This is a genomic window from Dyella sp. (assembly GCF_036746095.1).
In the GTDB taxonomy this organism is placed as follows: domain Bacteria; phylum Pseudomonadota; class Gammaproteobacteria; order Xanthomonadales; family Rhodanobacteraceae; genus Dyella_B.
On record NZ_DAIOEU010000004.1, the window covers coordinates 39,009 to 57,705 of the forward strand.

Sequence of the window (18,697 nt, forward strand, 5' to 3'; positions counted from 1 at the left end):
TTTAGCGTGTTGCCGAATGCCGCGAGTGCGGACGCAATTCAAGCTTTCCGTCGCTTGTTGCTCAGGGTTTCCTTCGTATCCGAAATCACCTTGACCATCGCCTTGTGCGCCGCGTCGGCGTCCTTGTCGCGAATGGCCTGCAGTACCATGCGATGTTGCGGCAGCGAATATTTGAAGTTCACGGCGCTCAGTGCCGACATGGTGAAGTAGCTGCTGAGGGCTGTCTCGATTACCGAAAATAGCGAGACCAGCAACTCGTTGCCGGTCGCGGCGAGAATCGCTTCGTGGAAATCGATATCCGCGGTGGTCCAGGACTCCGGATCGTGCGACGCCTCCATCGCATCGAATGCCTGCTGCATGCGCTTCAATTGCGTCACCGAGCGATGGCGGGCGGCGCTGGCCGCGGCAGCCGGTTCGATGATCTCGCGCATCTCCGATAGCTTCTGCACGAAATCCGAGGTGGGCATGGAGGCGCAGCGCCAGGCCAGTACGTCGGCATCCAGCTGATTCCAGAAGCGCGCATCGCGTACGCGGGTGCCGACCTTGGGGCGTGCTTCGACCAGGCCTTTGGCGGACAGCACCTTCATCGCCTCGCGCAACGAGGTGCGGCTGACGTCCATCTCTTCGGCCATGGTGGCTTCCGGCGGCAGTACCTCGCCTTGCTTGATGGCGCCGCTGACGATGCGCTGCCCCAGCACTTGCACGACGTGCCCATGCAGGTTGCGCGCCGCCATGGGGCCGGCGCCGCTGCGAATGCGCCGCGCCAGCGCGGGAGGGGCGGTTCTGGTCGCGCCATCCCTGCTGCTTCGAAACGATGCCATTCAGCCGATCTCCTTCAGTGCCACGCCATGGAAAGGCCCGCCGATAGACAAACCCGATCGTTCAATAATCGCAGCGGGAAATGCAAACCTAGCGCGCTTCAGCCAGGCGCTTCGGGAAATGATGCCACGTTTCAGGAGGGGGACGAGCAGCGGCGAAGCGAAAGATGCTGCGGCGGTTTACCGGACGCCCTGGCGAGGTTCGTCCGGTTGCCCGCGCAACCCGCGGGCATGACGGCTGCCGGCGCGGATATGGCCTGGGCAGATGCCGCTGACGCGTTTGAAAAGGCGCCGGAATGCCGCCTCGCTGCTGTAGCCCAGGCGCTCGGCAATCGAGGCGACGGACAGGTCCGGATCGTGCAGCAGGCGTTCCGCCACATTGACGCGCCACTGGGTGACGTACTGCATGGGCGGCACGTTCATCAATTGCGCGAAGCGTTCGGCGAAGGCGGAGCGCGACATGCAGGCCAGCGCCGCCATGTTCTGCATGGTCCACGGATGCCCGGGTTCCTCGTGCACGGCCTGCAGCACCTTGCAGATGCGATTGTCGGCCAGGGCGGCGAACAGGCCTTGCTGGTCGGCATGGCGGTGGGCGTAATCGCACACGGCGAGGGTGAACAAGGTGTCGGCGAGTTTGTTCAGCAGCACTTTGCGGCCGGGTACCTCGGTTTTCGCGATCTCGACCATCATGGCCGATAGCTGCCTGAACAGGGTATCGGCTTGTGCGTCGCGTACCACGAAGCAGGCGGGCAAGGCGTGGCTGAGCGGATGCCGGGTGTGGCTGGCATAGCGAAGTTCGCCGCAAATCAGGCTGGTGGTGATGTCGGTGGTGATGTCGCGCGCGCGCAAGCGATGCGGGTCGCCATGCGGAAATACCACCAGGTCCCCGGCTTGCAGGTGCCATGCTTGCTCGAGGGCTTCGCTCTCGATCAGGCATTCGCCGGTATTCACCAGATGGAACAAGCCGTTGCCGTTGCAGGTGGCATCGGCGAACCACGAACCGCAAAACCTGGGTTCGGCCACGATCTCCACGCGCAACATCGACTGGTTGAGCAAGGCTTCCAGGGCCGGTGCGACCGAGGGCGGGCGCGGCGTTCCGATCAGTTCGGCGTAAGCATCGACGTGCATGGACTTCACTTCCCTGACATGGCGCTTTGTCAGGTATTCGCCGGAAGCCCGGGCCGGTTACGTCGGTATCGAAACCTTATGCCGCCGGAGCGAGCGTCCAGCCGCGAATCAGGCCGGCCGCCAGCCAGCCTTGCAGCATGGCCACCATGCGCGGCATGGCGGCGGCTTCGCCGTGGTAGCCGCTCAAGCATGCACAGAGGGCGGTGAAGGTTTCTCCGCGCATGGCCGCGCTCAGCACCTGCCATTCGTCGTCATCCAGGCGGCGATAGTGGACCGTGGTGTCCTTGCGCCACACCAGGATCTGCCGTGCCGGGACGAAGCGGCGCAAGCGGGGGCGTGGTTTGCCATGGTCCGCGGCGCGGCGGAATGCTTCGGCATTGCAGCCGCCGTCCAGTACGTGCAGGTTTTGCAGCAGGGAAAGTCGCAATACCGGCCATGCGTCGACTGGCACGGCCGAAAGATCGGCCATGCTTGCGCTGGTTTCGTTGGCGGCGTCGAAGGCGACGGAAATCGCCCAATCCAGCCGTGCCATGTCCGCCAACTGCGGCTGGTCGCGCCATGGATAGGCGTAATCGAGAAACGCGGCAAGTCCGGCACCGTACCAGCGGATGTTGTAGTGCTCGGAAGGGTGCGCACTGATGTACTTGTCCAGCATGGTGTCGAAGCGCCGGCCGGCCATGCTGCGCAAGCCGGTGAACTCGGCTTGCAGTGCATCGCGCAGGCGCACGCGGTAACCATGCCGGTAAACGTCCAGGCGGCTGCGCGCATCGGCGGCGCCATGGTCGCAAATGATCGACGGTATCTGCGTGTGTTCCGCCAATACGGCCTGCAGCATCTGTTGCTGCATGGCTTGCAGTGAGGTCATGCTGCATCTCGCAGCAATGGCGCGGCCAATACGCGCGCGTGCTCCAGTTCCGCCATCAACTCCGATAGCGGCGGGAAATGATCGTCGCGCTCGATCATCGTCGATACGCGACCGAAGCGGCGTACGGCGTGGGTGTAAAGATCCCACACCGCATTGGAAACCGGCGCGTCGTGCGTGTCGATGATCAACCGTTCGCCTTGTTCGTAACCGGCAAGATGGAACTGCTGCACGCGCGATACGGGAATGCCGCGCAGATAATCCAGCGCGGAGAAACCATGGTTCATCGCGCTGACGTGGACATTGTTGATGTCCAGCAGGATCAGGCAGTCGGCGCGTTCGGCGACTTCGGCCAGAAACTCCCACTCGGTCATTTGCGACGCACCGAAGCTGACATAGCTGGAAACGTTCTCGAGCAGAATGCGGCGCTTGAGGCGATCCTGCACCTGTTTGACGCGTGCGACGACATGATCGAGCGCTTCCTCGGTGTATGGCAGCGGCATCAGATCATGCAGGTTTACGCCTTGCACGCCAGTCCAGCACAGGTGATCGGACACCCACGCCGGTTCGATGCGCTCGGCCAATGCAGCCAGCCGCGCCAGGTAATCATCGTCGAGCGGATCGGTGCTGCCGATCGACATCGACACGCCGTGCATCACCAGCGGAAAACGTTCGCGGAAACGTTCCAACCATACCAGCGGCAAGCCGCCGTGCACCATGTAGTTTTCCGAAACGATCTCCAGCCATTCAATGCGGGAAGGCTGTGCTAGCAAGGCTTCGTAATGCTCCACGCGCAAGCCCAGTCCGTATCCCAGGCAGGGCAGGGCACCGGTGCGCTCAATGGCATGCATGACCATGGCGAGGCATTCCCATCAAAGGCGGGATGCACGCGGCAGGGCGTGCATCCCGCAGTGCATTACTTCTTCACGGCGGCCTGTGCGGCGTCGCAATCGGCCTGCGTCTTCTGCATGGTGAAGCCCTGGCCCTTGCAGCTGTTCTGGCCCTTGCAGGAGTTGGTGGCCTGCTTGCAGGCGCCCTGGCCTTTGCAGGAGCTGGAATTGACGCACTTGACCATGGCTTGGTCACCGGCGTGTCCGCCGACGGGGGCAGCGGAAACCGCCGCGGCGGCGAACAGGCCGGCCACCATCACCGCCATGGCGCTGGCATTGACTGTCTTGATGTTCATATCTCTGGCTCCAAGAAGTTGTGGGTCGCCGCAGGGCGGCACAGAAAGCTTGTCCGTGGCATGAGTGCGGATTCGGACAGGAACATTGTGCTGCTCCGGTCCATCGGTTGCTGCGCCCGTGCATCCCGCATTTATGCCCGTTCGTCCGGCGGATGCCAGGCAAGAAAGTCTGGACGTGCGGACATAGTGGGCGTGGGCGAGCCCGCGCATCATGCGCCTACTTCACCGAGGGGAATATAGGTAATGCGTCATCTCGTGGCGACGACCGCTTCGCGTTTACTTGGCATCCTGCATGCAGGGCGCTGGCTGGGGCCGTTGGTGATACGGCTGGTGTTCGGCTACTTCTGGCTGGAGACCGGTATCGGCAAGGTGCAGAACCTGGATGGCTTCACGCAGCGCTTTATCGGCTGGGGCATTCCTCACCCGGCATTCAATGCTGCGTTGTCGGCATGGACGGAATTGCTGGGCGGCCTGCTGCTGATGCTCGGGCTGTTTACGCGCCTGGTCAGCATTCCTATGATCATCAACATGATCGTGGCGCTGGCCCTGGTGGTATCGAGCCGCTTGATGGGCTTGGATGACTATGTCGAAGCCGATGAAGTGCTCTACATCACGATCTTTTTCTGGTTCCTGATTGCCGGGCCGGGGAAGATCAGCCTGGATACGTTGATCGCGCGTTGGTTGCGGATTCGCACGTACGATTGAACGCTCACGCAACTCCGTGGCCGTCATTCCCGCGAAAGCGCCTCCGCTTTCGCGGGAATGACGGCACAGAGGGAGCGTGCGGATCAGTGCGCAAGGAAAGAGAGCAGCAGCTTGCCCGCGATGCCCCACATCACCAAAGCAATCAGCACGTCCAGCACGCGCCACGCCAGCGGCTTGCGGAACAGCGGCTCCAGCAAGCGTGCACCGTAGGCAAGGCCGAAGAACCAGATGAACGATGCCGTTGCGGCCCCTACGCCAAACAACGCACGCGGCCACGTCGCCGGCCACGGCGCGGCCAGGCTGCCGATCAGCAGCACCGTATCGAGATAGACGTGAGGGTTGAGCCAGGTAAAGCCCGCGCAGGTGGCAAGCACCTTCCACACGCTGCCTGCATCATCATGAGTATCGGCGCTCAGCCCTTCCGGATGGAAGGCGCGCCGCATGGCCTCGATGCCATACCACGCCAGCACCAGCGCACCGACGCACGCCACCACCATCAGCACGCGCGGGTGCTGCCCCACGGCCGCGCCCAATCCCCCCACGCCGGCCGCGATCAGCACCGCATCGGAAAGCGCGCAGAACAGCGCTACCGGAAAGCGATGCGATTGCAGCAAGCCCTGGCGCAATACGAAGGCGTTCTGTGCGCCGATGGCGATGATCAACGAAGCGCCGAGCAATAACCCCGCCAGAAAAGATGCATGCCCAACCGGTGCCTGGATCAATATGCGAATTCCCGGAAGACGGGATCGACGCGGCCATGCCATTGGCCGTGGAACAGATCGAGCTTGCGTTCGGCAGGTGTCTGGTCAGCGTCGACGATCTCGATCAGCGGTTCGAGGAAGATGCTTTCGTCGGCGCCGTTGCGATTGAGCCGATTGCGGCGCTTCAAACCGTGTGCGGCAACCTGCAGGGCTTCGCGGGCGAGATCGCGCACGGTGCCGCCGCGGAAGGGCAGCTTGAGCGCATGCTTGGGCACGCCGTCACGCAGTGCGTGGCGCTCTTCGCGCGAGAAGTGCTTGACCAGATCCCATGCCGCATTCAGCGCTTCGTCGTCGTAGAGCAGGCCGACCCAGAAGGCGGGCAGGGCGCACAGGCGATTCCACGGACCGCCATCGGCGCCGCGCATTTCCAGGTATTGCTTCAGACGTACTTCCGGGAAAGCCGTGGTGAGATGATCGCCCCAGTCCTTCATGGTGGCGTGCACGCCGGGCAGATCGTCGAGCGTGCCGGCCATGAAGCGCTTGAAGTCCTTGCCGGCGAGGTCGATGTAACGTCCATCCTGATAGCTGAAATACATCGGCACGCCGAGCATGTAATCGACGTAGCGTTCGTAGCCGAAGCCGTCTTCGAACACAAAGTCGAGCATGCCGGTGCGGTCGCCGTCGGTATCCGTCCACACGTGCGAGCGATAGGAGAGATAGCCGTTCGGCTTGCCGTCGGTGAACGGCGAATCGGCGAACAGCGCGGTGGCAATCGGCTGCAGCGCGAGGCTGGTGCGGAACTTGCGCACCATGTCGCCTTCGTTTCCGAAATCCAGGTTGACCTGCACGGTGCAGGTGCGCGTCATCATGTCCAGGCCGAGCGAGCCGACCTTGGGCATGTATTCGCGCATGATCTTGTAGCGGCCCTTGGGCATCCACGGCATTTCGTCGCGGCGCCACTTGGGCTGAAAGCCCATGCCGAGAAAACCCAGCCCCATGCCGTCGGCCACCGAACGCACTTCCTCCAGGTGGCTGTTCACTTCGCAACAGGTCTGGTGGATGGTTTCCAGCGGTGCGCCGGACAGTTCCAGCTGCCCGGCCGGTTCCAGGGTGATGTTGGCTTTGTCGCGCACGAGCGCTACGGGCGTTTCGCCTTCGCGGATGATGTCCCAGCCATAGCGCGTCGCAATACCTTCCAGCAGGGCGCGGATGCCACGCTCCCCTTCGAACGCAGGTGGCTTGAGGTCATCGGTGCGAAAACCGAACTTTTCGTGTTCGGTACCGATGCGCCAGGCCTCGCGCGGCTTCTCGCCGGCGGCCAGGTAGTCGATCAGTTGCTGGCGGCCGTAGATCGGGGTGCTTTTGACGGCACTGGGTATGGACACGGGGCAAGCCTCACGGGGATAGCCCCCGACTATGGAGGCTTGATGTCGTCGCGAAAAGGGGGTTCGTGAAAAAAATTGTACCTGACAGTACAGCTACAGCCGGCACAGTGAAAACGGAAGCGCGGGCACAGTAAAACCCCGCGTGGCATTGGCTCAATGCCTATTCCTTCGCCATCTCCGGTTGAAACGCCACCCGCATGCGCGCGCCCGTCCCTTCGAGTGCGTCGAGGATCTCGAACCGGGCCCGATGGCCGCGCGCGATCTCTTCGACGATGGCCAGGCCCAGGCCGCTGCTTTGTCCCTCTCTGCCGGCAGTGCTGTAGAAACGCTCGCGCACGCGTTCGCGCTCGGCAGGGGGGATGCCGGGGCCGCTGTCTTCCACTTCCAGATAAGGCGCACGGTCGTGCATGCCGCAACGCAACGTGATGCGGCCACCGTCGGGTGTGTGGCGGATGGCATTGTCGACCAGGTTGATCAGCAGTTCGTGCAGCAGCCAGTGCACGCCGCGCACGTGTGCCGGCACGCACTCGGCGCCCAGGTCGATATCGCGGGCGATGGCGCGATCGAGCATGGCGTCGGCGACGGTGCCGATCAGTGCTTCCAGCTGCACGGTGGTGAAGTCGCCGGGGCTGTGGGTGGAGGGCTCGGCGCGCGCCAGTGCAAGCAGCTGGCTGGCGGTGTGCGCCAGGCGATCCACGCTGCCGTGCAGGCGTGCGATGCGTCCCTGCTGTGCTTCGTCGTGTGTTTCGCTCGCCAGCACTTCCAGTTGCGCTTTCAGGCCGGTGAGCGGCGTACGCAACTGGTGCGCGGCGTTGGTAAGGAAATGCTGCTGCGCCTGCGCAGCGTCGCGCACGGTGACCAGCAGGGTGTTGAGTGACTGCACCAGCGGGCGCACTTCGCTCGGCACGGGTTCCAGCGGCAGGGGTTGCAGCGACTGCGGTTGCCGCTGCGTGATGCGTTCGCGCAGGCGGTTGATCGGACGCAAGGCCACGGTGATGCCGAACAGGCAGAGGCCAAGCACGAGCAGCAACTGGATGCCATCGCTAAGGCCGATCACGGTGTCCAGCCGGCGTACGGCGTGGCTGCGCCGGTTCACGGTTTCGCCCACGCTGACGATCACCGGTTGACCATCCACTTGCGTGCGGTAGCTGGCGATGCGCAAGACCAGCTTCCTGTAGGTGGCGTCGGAGAAGCTGAAATCACCGATGGCGCTGTTGCCTTGGGCAATGGGCAAGCCTTCATCGCCGACCAGGGTGCGGCCGTCGGGCAGGCTCACGCGATAGAGAAAGCTGTCGCGTGCGCCCGGAAACAGCCGGCGCCAGACGGCCGGTCGGTTGCGGGCAACGAAACGTTCCGGCGGTTTGTCACGATCGCCGAGCACATCCGGTGGCGGCGATTCGGCGCCGGGCGAGGGAGGATGTAGCGGACCGAATTCCGGCTTTTCCAGATGAAGCTGACCGTCATCCCCGCGTTCGAGGTGGGCGGCAATCGCCACCGCCGTATGGGAAAGGGCGCGGTCGAAGGCGTCGTACAGCGGCGTTACGAAGGTTTTGTGATCGGTCCAGATGCTGGCTACCAGCAACAAGACGAGGGGCAGCAGCAGGTAGACGACTAATCGTCCGCGAATGCTCGGCGCACGCCGGACTTTTGAATCGGTGGCCATGCGCCGCTCAATCAGGACTACGCGTCGTCGAGGCGGTAGCCGAGGCCGCGAATGCCGCGCACTCTCGCCGATTCGCCGAGTTTTGCGCGCAGACGCGATACGTGCACTTCGATGGCGTTGCCGGAGATTTCCTCATCCCAGCTGACAATGGCCTGGATCAGGCGCTCCTTGCTCACCACGCGGCCGCTATGGTGGGCCAGGCATTCCAGGATCGACCATTCGCGCCGCGTCAGCTCCAGCACGCGGCCGCCGTTGTCCATCGCGCGGCGGCCGGCCAGATCGATACGCAACTGCCCCACCACCATTTCATTGGCGGTGGCGGCGGTGGCACGGCGGATCAACGCACGGCAGCGTGCTGCCAGTTCCGGCAGCGCGAAGGGTTTGACCAGGTAATCGTCGGCGCCCAGGTCCAGCGCGTTGACGCGATCATCCAGACCGTCGCGGGCCGTGACGATCAGCAGCGGCAACGAACTGCCCTCGCGGCGCAGGCGGCGCACCAGGGTGAAACCGTCCTCGCCGGGCAGGCCCAGGTCCACGATGGCGAGGTCGTAATGGGTGGTATCCAGGCGAGACTGGACGGATTCCGCGTCGGTGACCGCGTCCACGACATAACCGGCGGTGGCCAGGCCGCGCACGATGGCGTCGGAAACCAGGGGATCGTCTTCAACGAGCAGTATGCGCATACGACTGAAAGTGTCTGGAGTCGCAAGATCGTATCAGTTAACGCCACCATGATCTGTCATGCAATACGACGGCTGCGGGCCGGCCTTCGCGCCGCGCTACACTGCGCGGCCCTTTGATGGCGATATAACAACCATGTCCGACATTCCCGCTTGCCCCGTCTGCGGCATGGAACACACCTATCCCGACGGCGAGGTTTACATCTGTCCCGACTGCGGGCATGAGTGGCCGCAACACGCCGTTGCCCAGGAAGAGAGCCGGCAAGTGGTGCGCGACGTGCACGGCAACGTGCTGCAGAACGGCGACAGTGTCATCGTGATCAAGGATCTGAAGGTGAAGGGCGCTTCGATCCCGTTGAAGCAAGGCACGGTGATTCGCGGCATCCGCCTTATCGATGGCGATGCGGAGCATATCGAAGGACACTCCGACAAGATCAAGGATCTGGTGCTGAAGGTTTGTTTCTTGAAGAAAGCGTAGGACTGGGTGGCAACCCCGGCTGCCGTTTGCGGCGATGCGGGATCGTCATTCCAGCCTGCGAATAGACCTGGGCTCCGCAAAAAAAACCGCCTTTCGGCGGCTTTTTTTGTGTGACTTCTCAGCGCTTCATCGAATTGAAGAACTCGTCGTTGGACTTGGTGTTCTTCATCTTGTCGAGCATGAATTCCATCGCCGCCAGTTCATCCATGGGATGCAGCAGCTTGCGCAGGATCCAGATCTTGGCGAGCAGGTCCGGTTCGATCAGCAGATCCTCGCGGCGCGTGCCGGAGCGGTTGATGTCGATGGCCGGATACACGCGCTTCTCGGAGATGCGGCGGGACAGGTGCACTTCCATGTTGCCGGTGCCCTTGAACTCTTCGTAGATCACCTCGTCCATCTTGCTGCCGGTGTCGATCAGCGCGGTGGCGATGATGGTGAGCGAGCCGCCTTCTTCCACGTTGCGCGCGGCGCCGAAGAAGCGCTTCGGGCGCTGCAGCGCGTTGGCGTCCACGCCGCCGGTCAGCACCTTGCCCGAGCTGGGTACCACGGTGTTGTAGGCGCGGGCCAGGCGGGTGATGGAGTCGAGCAGGATCACCACGTCCCGCTTGTGCTCGACCAGGCGCTTGGCGCGCTCGATCACCATTTCGGCGACCTGCACGTGGCGCACGGCCGGCTCGTCGAAGGTGGAGCTGATCACTTCGGCGCGTACGGTGCGGGCGATTTCGGTGACTTCTTCCGGACGCTCGTCGACCAAGAGGATGATCAGGTGTACGTCCGGATGGTTGTACTGGATGGCATGCGCGATGTTCTGCAGCATCATCGTCTTGCCGGACTTCGGTTGCGACACGATCAATCCGCGCTGGCCACGGCCGATCGGTGCGACCAGGTCGAGAATGCGCGCGGTGATGTCTTCGGTCGAGCCGTTGCCGCGTTCCAGGTGGAACGCCTTGCGCGGGAACAGCGGCGTGAGGTTCTCGAACAGCAGTTTGTTTTTGGACGCTTCCGGCGGATCGCCGTTGATGTCGTCGACCTTCAGGAGCGCGAAGTAGCGCTCGCCTTCCTTCGGGTGACGGACGCGGCCGGTGATGTAGTCGCCGGTGCGCAGGTTGAAGCGGCGGATTTGCGAAGGCGACACGTAGATGTCGTCGGGACCGGCGAGGTAGGACTCGTCGGCCGAACGCAGGAAGCCGAAGCCGTCCTGCAGGATTTCCAGCACGCCTTCGGCCCAGATGCCGCCGCCGGAGCGGGCGTGGGCCTTCAGGATGTTGAAGATGACGTCCTGGCGGCGCTGGCGGGCGACGCCTTCCTGGATGCCGAGCGATTCGGCGAACTCCAGCAATTGAATCGGGTTCTTGCGCTTCAGTTCGGTGAGATTGATGACGCGGTCGTTGCTGCCGATGTCGGCGTTTTCGTCATCCACCGGCAGGCCGTGCGGATTGCGCGGCGGGCCACCCGGGCCTTGCGGACGCGGGCCGCGCTCGTGACGGCGGCGGCGATTGCGGTCATTGCGGTCGTTTCGATCATTGCGGCGATCAGTGCTGCCGTGCTGCGGGTTCTGCGGCTGGCCGCCGACGTTTCCATTGCCGCCCTGGTTGCTGTCGCGGGCCTCGGTCGCTTCGCCGCTAGGCCCGCCGTAGCGCAGGGCTTCCTGGGTCGGGCCGGGAGCCGGTGCTTCGGAGCGTGTTTCGACGGGAGGCGCCGGGCGCTCGACGAACTCGGTCCGCGCTTCGGCCGGCCGCGGTGCGGGAGGACTGGCCTCGCTGGCAGCCGCGCTGGATCGGCGGGGCGAACGGGTGCGGGTGGGGGTTTCACCCACAGGTTTGGAGTCGGCGCGGATAGCGTCGGAAGAATCTTTGCTTTCGATATCGGACACGGGCAAACCTCACGGGGCGCCGTTGATGACAGGAGGGAGGACGAGCGTTGCGCGGAATGCGCGAGAGGGCAGGACAGCCCCAACTGAAAAGAATCTATCACCCGTCGCGCAGCCCCGTAAAGGGTGGCTGCAGCGACGGATCACACAGCAGCGATCAGATGGCCTTGTCGATCATCTGCTTGAGTTGCCCCTTGCTGACGGCGCCGATCTGGGTGGCTTCCACCTTGCCGTTCTTGAACACCATCAGGGTGGGAATGCCGCGCACGCCGAAGTTGCGGGGGGTCTTCTGGTTGTGGTCGATGTTCAGCTTCACGATGCGCAGCTTGCCCTGGTAGTCCTTGGCCAGCTCATCCAGCGCCGGCGCGATGGCTTTGCAGGGACCGCACCACTCCGCCCAGAAATCGAGCAGGACTGGGGTGTCGGAATTCAGCACTTCGTGGTCGAAGGTGTCGTCGCTGATATGGGTAATCAATTCGCTCACCGGGGGCTCTCCAGGGTCAAGGCGGGGTAAAAGTTAAGACCGCGTGCCGATCATCAGATACACTAATGGAAGTGCCCATGGGGCGCGGGTCGATCCGGAAGGTGGAATGACTGCCGTTGCGGCATGGATTCCATTGCAGCCTAAGTCGGGATGCGATTCAAGCGATTCAAGGGCACCCAGCCATGACCGGCCGGTATAGGCGAGGCCCGCTTGACGAGCCGCTTCCCCTATGCCGGTGGGTATGGCCCACGCTATCGGCGCCTGCTGCGCCGCATCCCTCCACCTGTCCCAAGGTTTGCCAGACCGACTGCGGGACCGGGCCAAGCGCTTGGGCGCCGGCCCGTATCAGATTCCCTCATTCATGTCCCAAACTGTCCTTACCGAAACCTTCTTTACCCAATTCGACTTGCACCCGCTGTTGCAAAAAGGCCTCGACGAGGCCGGCTTTGCACGCTGCACGCCCATCCAGGCGCTGACCCTGCCGACTGCCCTCACCGGCCGCGACGTCGCCGGGCAGGCGCAGACCGGCACCGGCAAGACCTGCGCCTTCCTGGTCGCGCTGATGAATCGATTGCTCACCCAACCGGCCGTGGCCGAGCGCAAGGATTCCGATCCGCGCGCGCTGGTGATTGCCCCGACGCGCGAGCTGGCGATCCAGATCGAGAAAGACGCCAAGAACATCGGCCGCTATACCGGCCTGCGCACCGCGCTGATCTACGGCGGCGTCGATTACGACAAGCAACGCCAGCTGCTGAAAGACGGCTGCGACATCATCATCGCCACGCCGGGCCGTCTGCTCGACTACTACAAGCAGAACGTGTTCGGCTTCAACGGCGTGGAAGTGATGGTGATCGACGAAGCCGATCGCATGTTCGACCTCGGCTTCATCAAGGACGTGCGCTTCATCTTCCGCCGTCTCCCAGCGCGCGAACAGCGCCAGGTGCTGCTGTTCTCCGCCACGCTGTCGCACCGCGTGCTGGAGCTGGCCTACGAGCACATGCACAACGCCGAGAAAATGGTGGTGGAGACCGACAACGTCACCGCCGACCGCGTGCGCCAGCAGGTGTATTTCCCGGCCAAGGAAGAAAAGATGCCGCTGCTGCTCAACCTGCTTGAGCACACGCAGGCCGAGCGCAGCATCATCTTCGTCAACACCAAGGCTGCTGCCGAACGCATCACCGAGCGCGTGAAGCGTCAGGGCTATCGTGTCGGTGCGTTGTCCGGCGACGTGCCGCAGCTCAAGCGCCAGAAGCTGCTGCAGCGTTTCCAGGATGGCCAGCTCGACGTGCTCGTGTGCACCGACGTCGCGGCGCGCGGCCTGCACATTCCGGCCGTGAGCCACGTGTTCAACTACGACTTGCCGCAGGATGCCGAAGACTACGTGCATCGCATCGGCCGTACCGCGCGCCTGGGTGCGGAAGGCGATGCGATCAGCTTCGCCTGCGATCTGTATGCGATGTCGCTGCCGGACATCGAGGAATACATCGGCCAGAAAATCCCGGTCGCCAATCTCGAGCCGGAACTGCTGGTGATGCCGACGCCGAAGCAGATCGATGCGCAATTCGCTGCCGAGACCGCTGCGGACAGTGCGGAGTTCGGCGACAAAGTGGCGCCACGCGAAGGCAGCAAGCCGTCCGGCCCGCGCAGCCGTCGCGATGGTGGACGCGGGGGCGAGCGTTCGTCCGAGCGGCGACGCGAGGATCGTCCGCGCAAGCCACGCGAAGAGCGCGCCGTTCACGCAGAAACCACCAAGCCTGCTGCGCCGTCGGACACGGCGCCGGCGCAAGAAGGCACCAGTGGCGAAGGCAAGCGCCGTCGTCGTCGTGGCGGTCGCGGGCGGCGTCACTCCGGCGCGGCGCCGGTGACGGACGTGGCAGTGAACCAGGCCACTACGTCGGCTGCCAATCGCCCATCGCGGCAGGTAGTGGCTCAGTCGCCTTCCGGCCCGCAGGCGGCGCCACAGAAACCTGGTTTCTTCCGGCGCATCGCGCGTCTGTTTACCGGTCGCTGAGCACGCAGGCTGGGGTGTCCATCCCAGCATCAAGGTTGTCCTGGGCGAAGCTGGGATTGTCATTCCAGCTCAAGTGCCAGCGTATCGCGTGGTTCCCTATTCCCCATTCGCCATTCCCTTTATCCTTTCCCGCCAAGCAACCAGGCCTGGACAGGGAACCGCGTGATCCGCTTCGATCAAGTCAGCAAGCGTTACGAAGGGGGCCACGAAGCCCTTTCACAGCTTACGTTCGAAGTCGCCAAGGGCGAGATGGCTTTCGTCACCGGGCACTCCGGGGCGGGCAAGAGCACCTTGCTCAAGTTGCTGGCGCTGATCGAACGTCCATCGCATGGGCATGTCACGCTCGACGGGCAGAATCTGGCCAAGATCGGCCGCAGCGGCATCCCCAAGCTGCGCCGCAGCCTTGGCATGGTGTTCCAGGATCATCGGCTGCTGATGGATCGCACGGTGTTCGCGAATGTCGAATTGCCGCTGGTGATCGGCGGCATCACGCCGTTGGAACGCGGTCGCCGCGTGCGTGCGGCGCTGGAAAAAGTGGGGCTGCTCGATTACGAGCGGCAGCTGCCGGCGTCGCTGTCGACCGGCGAGCAGCAACGCGTGGGCATTGCGCGCGCGATCGTCGCCAAGCCCAGCGTGCTGATCGCCGACGAACCGACCGGCAATCTCGATCCGCAACTGGCGTTCGAAATCATGAGCTTGTTCGCCGAGTTCCAGCAGGTCGGCACGACCGTGCTGGTGGCCAGTCATGACTTGCCATTGATCAAGCGCGTGAAGAAGCGAGTGGTGGTGCTCGATCATGGCCGGCTTGTGGCCGATGTCGCGGCGGAGGAAGTGCTGTGAGCGCACCGACTGAAACGCAGGCGCCTGCACGCAGCGAGCGCAGCCATCGCCATCCGTTCACGAGCTGGCGGGAACATCACGGCTGGAGCGCGGGCACGAGCCTGCAGCGTCTTGCTTCCAAACCGATCGGCAGTTTGCTCACCGTTGCCGTGATGGGCCTGGCGCTGGCTTTGCCGCTGGCGTTTTATTTGATGCTGTCGAACATGCAATCGCTCGGCAGCGCGCTCGGGCGCAACCAGGTCATCAATGTCTTCCTGAAAACCGATCAGGTGGCGGGCAATGCGCAATTGCTTGCCAAGCAGATCGGCCAACACGATGGCGTGGCGAACGTCAGCGTGAAATCACCGCAAGAAGGCCTGGACGAACTCAGCAAGATGCAGGGCTTCTCCGATGCCTTGCATGCGCTGGACGATAACCCGCTGCCGTTCGTGCTCGAAGTGCAACCGCAAGATGGCATTTCCGCCGATGCGGCCAGCCGGCTGGCGGATGATCTGCGCGGCATGCAAGGCGTGGATATGGTGCAGGACAGTGGCACCTGGCGGCAGCGGCTGGATGCATTGCTGGATGTGGGCAATCGCGTGGTGCTGATCCTGGCGGCTCTGTTTGCGCTGGCGGTGCTGCTGGTGGTCGGCAATACGGTGCGCGTGGACATCACCAGCCGCGCCGAAGAAATCAGTGTGCTCAAGCTCATCGGCGCAAGCCGTGCGTTTGTGCGTCGGCCATATCTGTATGCAGGCATCTGGTATGGCCTGTTCAGCGGCGTGCTGGCGGTGGCGCTGGCGCTGGCGATCGAGTTTGCGCTGGTCGAGCCGGTCGCCAAACTCAGTCAGGTTTACGAAGGAAAGCTGCGCGTAGCCGGATTGCCGCCGTGGTTGCTGGTGGCGGTGCCGGTGGCTGCCGCCTTCCTGGGCTGGCTGGGCGCGCGCCTCGTGAGTGCCTGGCAATTGCGCAAGGCTGCCTGACGTTCTGTGCTCCCGCCGCCGGGGTGTGATCAGCGGGCGGTGAAGCCGTTCGCACCGCCTTTGCACCCTTTTAGGTCACCATGGCGGTCATTTCTTTAGGGCTGGATAGAATAGGCGCTACAGGCGCAGCGGATGCCTGCCGAATCTGCTATGCATGGAAGCCGTGCAAGACCGGGATGTGGGGAATTCGATGAGTGCAAGTATCAGCAGCCGCGATCTCAGTGCGGCACCGCGCGTGCTGGTGGTGGACGGTTCCAAGGTCGTCCGCCAGTTGATCTCGCGCGTGCTGCAGAAAGAGTTGCCGCAGGCGGAAGTGGTGGATTGCGGCACCGGCGCCGACGCGCACAAGCTGCTCGACAGCGGCGTGTTCGACTTCATCACCATCTCCTTGCGCCTGCCCGATATGGACGGGCTGGAACTGGCGCGCTACGTGCGCGAATCCGCACCGCAGATCTACGTGCCGATCGTGGTCGTCTCGGGCGATGTGGACGATCGTCTGCATCGCCGTGCCCTGGGCGAGCACGTCACGGATTACTTCGACAAATCGCTCGGCTTTCAAGCGCTGGCGGAATTCATCCGCGGCTACGTGCGTCCGGAAAGCGCAGCCGACGGCGTAGTGCTGTACGTGGAAGACAGTCGCGTGGTCGCGCTGGCCACGCGCCGCATGCTGGAAAAGATCGGGCTTACCGTGCGCCACGTGGTAAGCGTGGAAGATGCGCTCGCCTTGCTGGAAGCGGAGCGCGCACAAGGCGCCGTCGGCGCGGACGTCGTGCTCACCGACGTGAGCCTCAAGGGCGAATTGACCGGCGGCGATCTGCTGCAGCACATCCGTACCCAATTCGGCTACGGCAAAGGCAAGCTGCCGGTGCTGGTGATGACGGGCGACGAGAATCCCGACAACCAGGCCGCACTGATTCGCGCCGGCGCCAACGATCTGGTGGAAAAACCGGTCGAGGAAAAACTGCTGGTCACCAAGCTGTTGTTCCAGCTACGCGTCGCGCAGCATCTGCGTGCCCGAGAGAGCGTGTGATCTCCTATGATGCGGAGATGGTGACCGAACAAACCGCAGGCCCGATGAGCGACGAAGAACGGATCAAGCTCGAGCCATCCTGGAAAACCCGCATCGGCGATTACCTGCAACGTCCGGACATGCGCGCGCTGTCCGAATTCCTGCGCGCGGAGAAGCGTGCCGGCAAGGTGATCTACCCGCCGGGGCCGGAGATCTTCAACGCCTTCAGCCACACGCCGTTCGAGGCGGTGCGGGTGGTGATCCTGGGGCAAGATCCTTACCACGGTCCCGGCCAGGCGCATGGCCTGTGTTTCTCGGTGCGGCCCGGCGTGCCGGCGCCGCCGTCGCTGATCAACATTTTCAAGGAAATCGAGCGCGATCTCGGCATTCCCTTTCCCGATCATGGCTGCCTGACGCCCTGGGCCGATCGCGGCGTGCTGCTGCTCAATGCGGTGCTGACCGTGGAGCGCGGCCTGGCGGCCTCGCACCAGGGCAAGGGCTGGGAGGGCTTCACCGATGCCGCCATCGATGCCCTCAACCGCGAACGCGAGGGCATCGTCTTCATGCTGTGGGGCTCGTACGCCCAGCGGAAGGGCCAGCTCATCGATACCCGCCGCCATGCGGTGCTGAAATCGGTGCACCCCTCACCGCTGTCCGCGCACCGGGGCTTTATCGGCTGCGGGCATTTCTCGGCTGCCAACCGGTATCTGCAGGCGGCCGGGCAAGCGCCGATCGACTGGTCGCTGCCGCCGCGAGCCCAGCTGGGCTGAGGTCTAGCGTTCCTGGCGCCAACCTGGCGCTGACCCTTTCCAGACCCCCCGTTCACCCGCCACAAGTCATCCTTGAAGTTCGTTTTGCCAGCGCCCACCCACATGGACAAGGCCGGGGTAGTTCGTGTACTATACGGTACACAAAAGGCACCGGAACTCATCGATGCCTTTAGCACTCCAAGTACCCGAGTGCTAAGCTCACCCATCTTTCAGGAGATTCCAACATGTCTCAAGCCTTGGTGACGGCCAATCTGCCGGTTCCCAGCGTCGTTGGCAGCCTGGACGCCTATATCTCTGCCGTGCACCGCATTCCGGTGCTGAGCCAGGAAGAAGAACAGGAGCTTTCGCGCCGGTATCAGCAGGACAGTGACCTCGCCTCCGCCCGCAAGCTGGTGATGTCGCACCTGCGCTTCGTGGTCCACGTGGCGCGCGGCTACAACGGCTATGGCCTGCAGCTGTCCGACCTTATCCAGGAAGGCAACATCGGGCTGATGAAGGCGGTCAAGCGCTTCGATCCGGACCAGGGCGTGCGCCTGGTCAGCTTCGCGGTCCACTGGATCCGCGCCGAAATGCACGAGTTCATCCTGCGCAACTGGCGCATCGTGAAGGTCGCCACCACCAAGGCGCAGCGCAAGTTGTTCTTCAACCTGCGCAAGAGCAAGAAGCGCCTGGGCTGGATGAATGCCGAAGAAGTGCGCCTGGTCGCGAAGGACCTGGGCGTGCCGGAGGCCACCGTGCGCGAGATGGAATCGCGCCTGTCCGGTCGCGACATCGGCTTTGAAGCCCCGGCCGATGCCGAGGACGACGCCAAGCCTGCTCCGGAAGCGTTCCTGATCGACGAAGGCGCCGACCCGTACGACAACGTGGCCGATGCCGACCAGACCGACAACCAGCTCGACACCCTGTCGAGCGCGCTGGAAAAACTGGACGGGCGTTCGCGCGACATCATCCAGCGCCGCTGGCTCAACGAAGACAAGGCCACGCTGCAGGATCTTGCCGATGAGTACGGCGTTTCCGCCGAACGCATCCGCCAGGTCGAAGCCAACGCCATGAAGAAAATGCGCGCACTGTTCGCTGCCTGAAGCGGCACCGGCATGCGGTTACCAAAAAGGCCTCCCTCGCGGAGGCCCTTTTGTGTTTGACGC

At 63.6% G+C, this 18,697-nt stretch carries 19 protein-coding genes; 8 read left to right on the top strand and 11 right to left on the bottom strand.

The window, feature by feature from the left end; all coding sequences use genetic code 11:
* Positions 1–38 precede the first annotated feature (38 nt).
* From V7M64_RS03345 to V7M64_RS03365, 5 genes are all read right to left on the bottom strand, one after another.
* Positions 39–821, bottom strand: a complete 783-nt coding sequence (locus V7M64_RS03345) for a FadR/GntR family transcriptional regulator (RefSeq protein WP_333677012.1) — start codon at positions 819–821, stop codon at positions 39–41.
* A gap of 177 nt (positions 822–998) precedes the next feature.
* Complete coding sequence (locus V7M64_RS03350) at positions 999–1,946, bottom strand: AraC family transcriptional regulator (protein ID WP_333677014.1); 948 nt, start codon at positions 1,944–1,946, stop codon at positions 999–1,001.
* 76 nt (positions 1,947–2,022) lie between these two features.
* Positions 2,023–2,811, bottom strand: a complete 789-nt coding sequence (locus V7M64_RS03355) for a putative DNA-binding domain-containing protein (protein WP_333677015.1) — start codon at positions 2,809–2,811, stop codon at positions 2,023–2,025.
* Positions 2,808–3,665: a DUF692 domain-containing protein gene (locus tag V7M64_RS03360; protein ID WP_333677016.1), complete on the bottom strand. Its 858-nt coding sequence runs from the start codon at positions 3,663–3,665 to the stop codon at positions 2,808–2,810. Before V7M64_RS03360 ends, V7M64_RS03355 begins: the two co-directional genes overlap by 4 nt.
* 59 nt (positions 3,666–3,724) lie before the next feature.
* On the bottom strand, positions 3,725–3,994 hold the full coding sequence (locus V7M64_RS03365) for a hypothetical protein (RefSeq protein ID WP_333677017.1): 270 nt from the start codon (positions 3,992–3,994) through the stop codon (positions 3,725–3,727).
* A 243-nt stretch (positions 3,995–4,237) separates the two neighbouring features.
* Here V7M64_RS03365 and V7M64_RS03370 point away from each other — a divergent pair, with 243 nt between their 5' ends.
* The gene (locus V7M64_RS03370) at positions 4,238–4,699 is read left to right on the top strand and encodes a DoxX family protein (RefSeq protein ID WP_324147688.1); all 462 of its coding nucleotides are present in this window, start codon (positions 4,238–4,240) and stop codon (positions 4,697–4,699) included.
* Positions 4,700–4,782: 83 nt separating this feature from the next.
* Here the strand turns inward: V7M64_RS03370 and V7M64_RS03375 are convergent, their stop codons facing one another.
* The 4 genes from V7M64_RS03375 to V7M64_RS03390 all read right to left on the bottom strand — a co-directional run bounded on the left by V7M64_RS03375 (position 4,783) and on the right by V7M64_RS03390 (position 9,131).
* The gene (locus V7M64_RS03375; RefSeq protein ID WP_333677018.1) at positions 4,783–5,421 is read right to left on the bottom strand and encodes a LysE/ArgO family amino acid transporter; all 639 of its coding nucleotides are present in this window, start codon (positions 5,419–5,421) and stop codon (positions 4,783–4,785) included.
* Complete coding sequence (locus tag V7M64_RS03380) at positions 5,418–6,785, bottom strand: glutamate--cysteine ligase (RefSeq protein ID WP_333677020.1); 1,368 nt, start codon at positions 6,783–6,785, stop codon at positions 5,418–5,420. The genes V7M64_RS03375 and V7M64_RS03380 overlap by 4 nt, the downstream gene beginning before the upstream one ends.
* A 160-nt stretch (positions 6,786–6,945) precedes the next feature.
* Positions 6,946–8,448: an ATP-binding protein gene (locus V7M64_RS03385; RefSeq protein ID WP_333677021.1), complete on the bottom strand. Its 1,503-nt coding sequence runs from the start codon at positions 8,446–8,448 to the stop codon at positions 6,946–6,948.
* Positions 8,449–8,465: 17 nt separating this feature from the next.
* The gene (locus V7M64_RS03390; RefSeq protein ID WP_333677022.1) at positions 8,466–9,131 is read right to left on the bottom strand and encodes a response regulator; all 666 of its coding nucleotides are present in this window, start codon (positions 9,129–9,131) and stop codon (positions 8,466–8,468) included.
* A gap of 133 nt (positions 9,132–9,264) precedes the next feature.
* Between V7M64_RS03390 and V7M64_RS03395 the strand changes: the two genes are divergently transcribed.
* On the top strand, positions 9,265–9,606 hold the full coding sequence (locus V7M64_RS03395) for a zinc ribbon domain-containing protein YjdM (protein WP_333677023.1): 342 nt from the start codon (positions 9,265–9,267) through the stop codon (positions 9,604–9,606).
* Positions 9,607–9,724: 118 nt separating this feature from the next.
* On the opposite strand, the gene rho is transcribed toward V7M64_RS03395, so the two are convergent.
* Together rho and trxA are read right to left on the bottom strand one after the other, a co-directional pair.
* Entirely contained in the window at positions 9,725–11,479 is a 1,755-nt protein-coding gene (gene rho / locus V7M64_RS03400; RefSeq protein ID WP_333677025.1) for a transcription termination factor Rho, read from the bottom strand.
* A 154-nt stretch (positions 11,480–11,633) separates the two neighbouring features.
* On the bottom strand, positions 11,634–11,960 hold the full coding sequence (gene trxA, locus V7M64_RS03405; protein ID WP_333677027.1) for a thioredoxin TrxA: 327 nt from the start codon (positions 11,958–11,960) through the stop codon (positions 11,634–11,636).
* A gap of 361 nt (positions 11,961–12,321) precedes the next feature.
* On the opposite strand from trxA, the gene V7M64_RS03410 reads away from it, so the two are divergent.
* The 6 genes from V7M64_RS03410 to rpoH all read left to right on the top strand — a co-directional run bounded on the left by V7M64_RS03410 (position 12,322) and on the right by rpoH (position 18,634).
* Positions 12,322–13,971: a DEAD/DEAH box helicase gene (locus V7M64_RS03410; RefSeq protein ID WP_333677028.1), complete on the top strand. Its 1,650-nt coding sequence runs from the start codon at positions 12,322–12,324 to the stop codon at positions 13,969–13,971.
* A 162-nt stretch (positions 13,972–14,133) separates the two neighbouring features.
* Positions 14,134–14,811, top strand: a complete 678-nt coding sequence (gene ftsE, locus V7M64_RS03415; protein ID WP_324150563.1) for a cell division ATP-binding protein FtsE — start codon at positions 14,134–14,136, stop codon at positions 14,809–14,811.
* Positions 14,808–15,773: a permease-like cell division protein FtsX gene (ftsX, locus tag V7M64_RS03420; protein WP_333677031.1), complete on the top strand. Its 966-nt coding sequence runs from the start codon at positions 14,808–14,810 to the stop codon at positions 15,771–15,773. Before ftsE ends, ftsX begins: the two co-directional genes overlap by 4 nt.
* A 190-nt stretch (positions 15,774–15,963) precedes the next feature.
* On the top strand, positions 15,964–16,803 hold the full coding sequence (locus tag V7M64_RS03425; RefSeq protein WP_333677033.1) for a response regulator: 840 nt from the start codon (positions 15,964–15,966) through the stop codon (positions 16,801–16,803).
* A 44-nt stretch (positions 16,804–16,847) separates the two neighbouring features.
* Positions 16,848–17,552, top strand: a complete 705-nt coding sequence (ung, locus tag V7M64_RS03430) for a uracil-DNA glycosylase (protein ID WP_333677035.1) — start codon at positions 16,848–16,850, stop codon at positions 17,550–17,552.
* Positions 17,553–17,776: 224 nt separating this feature from the next.
* Positions 17,777–18,634 carry an RNA polymerase sigma factor RpoH gene (rpoH, locus tag V7M64_RS03435; RefSeq protein ID WP_333677036.1) on the top strand — a complete coding sequence of 286 codons (858 nt, stop codon included), beginning with the start codon at positions 17,777–17,779 and terminating at the stop codon, positions 18,632–18,634.
* The last annotated feature ends 63 nt before the right edge of the window (positions 18,635–18,697 follow it).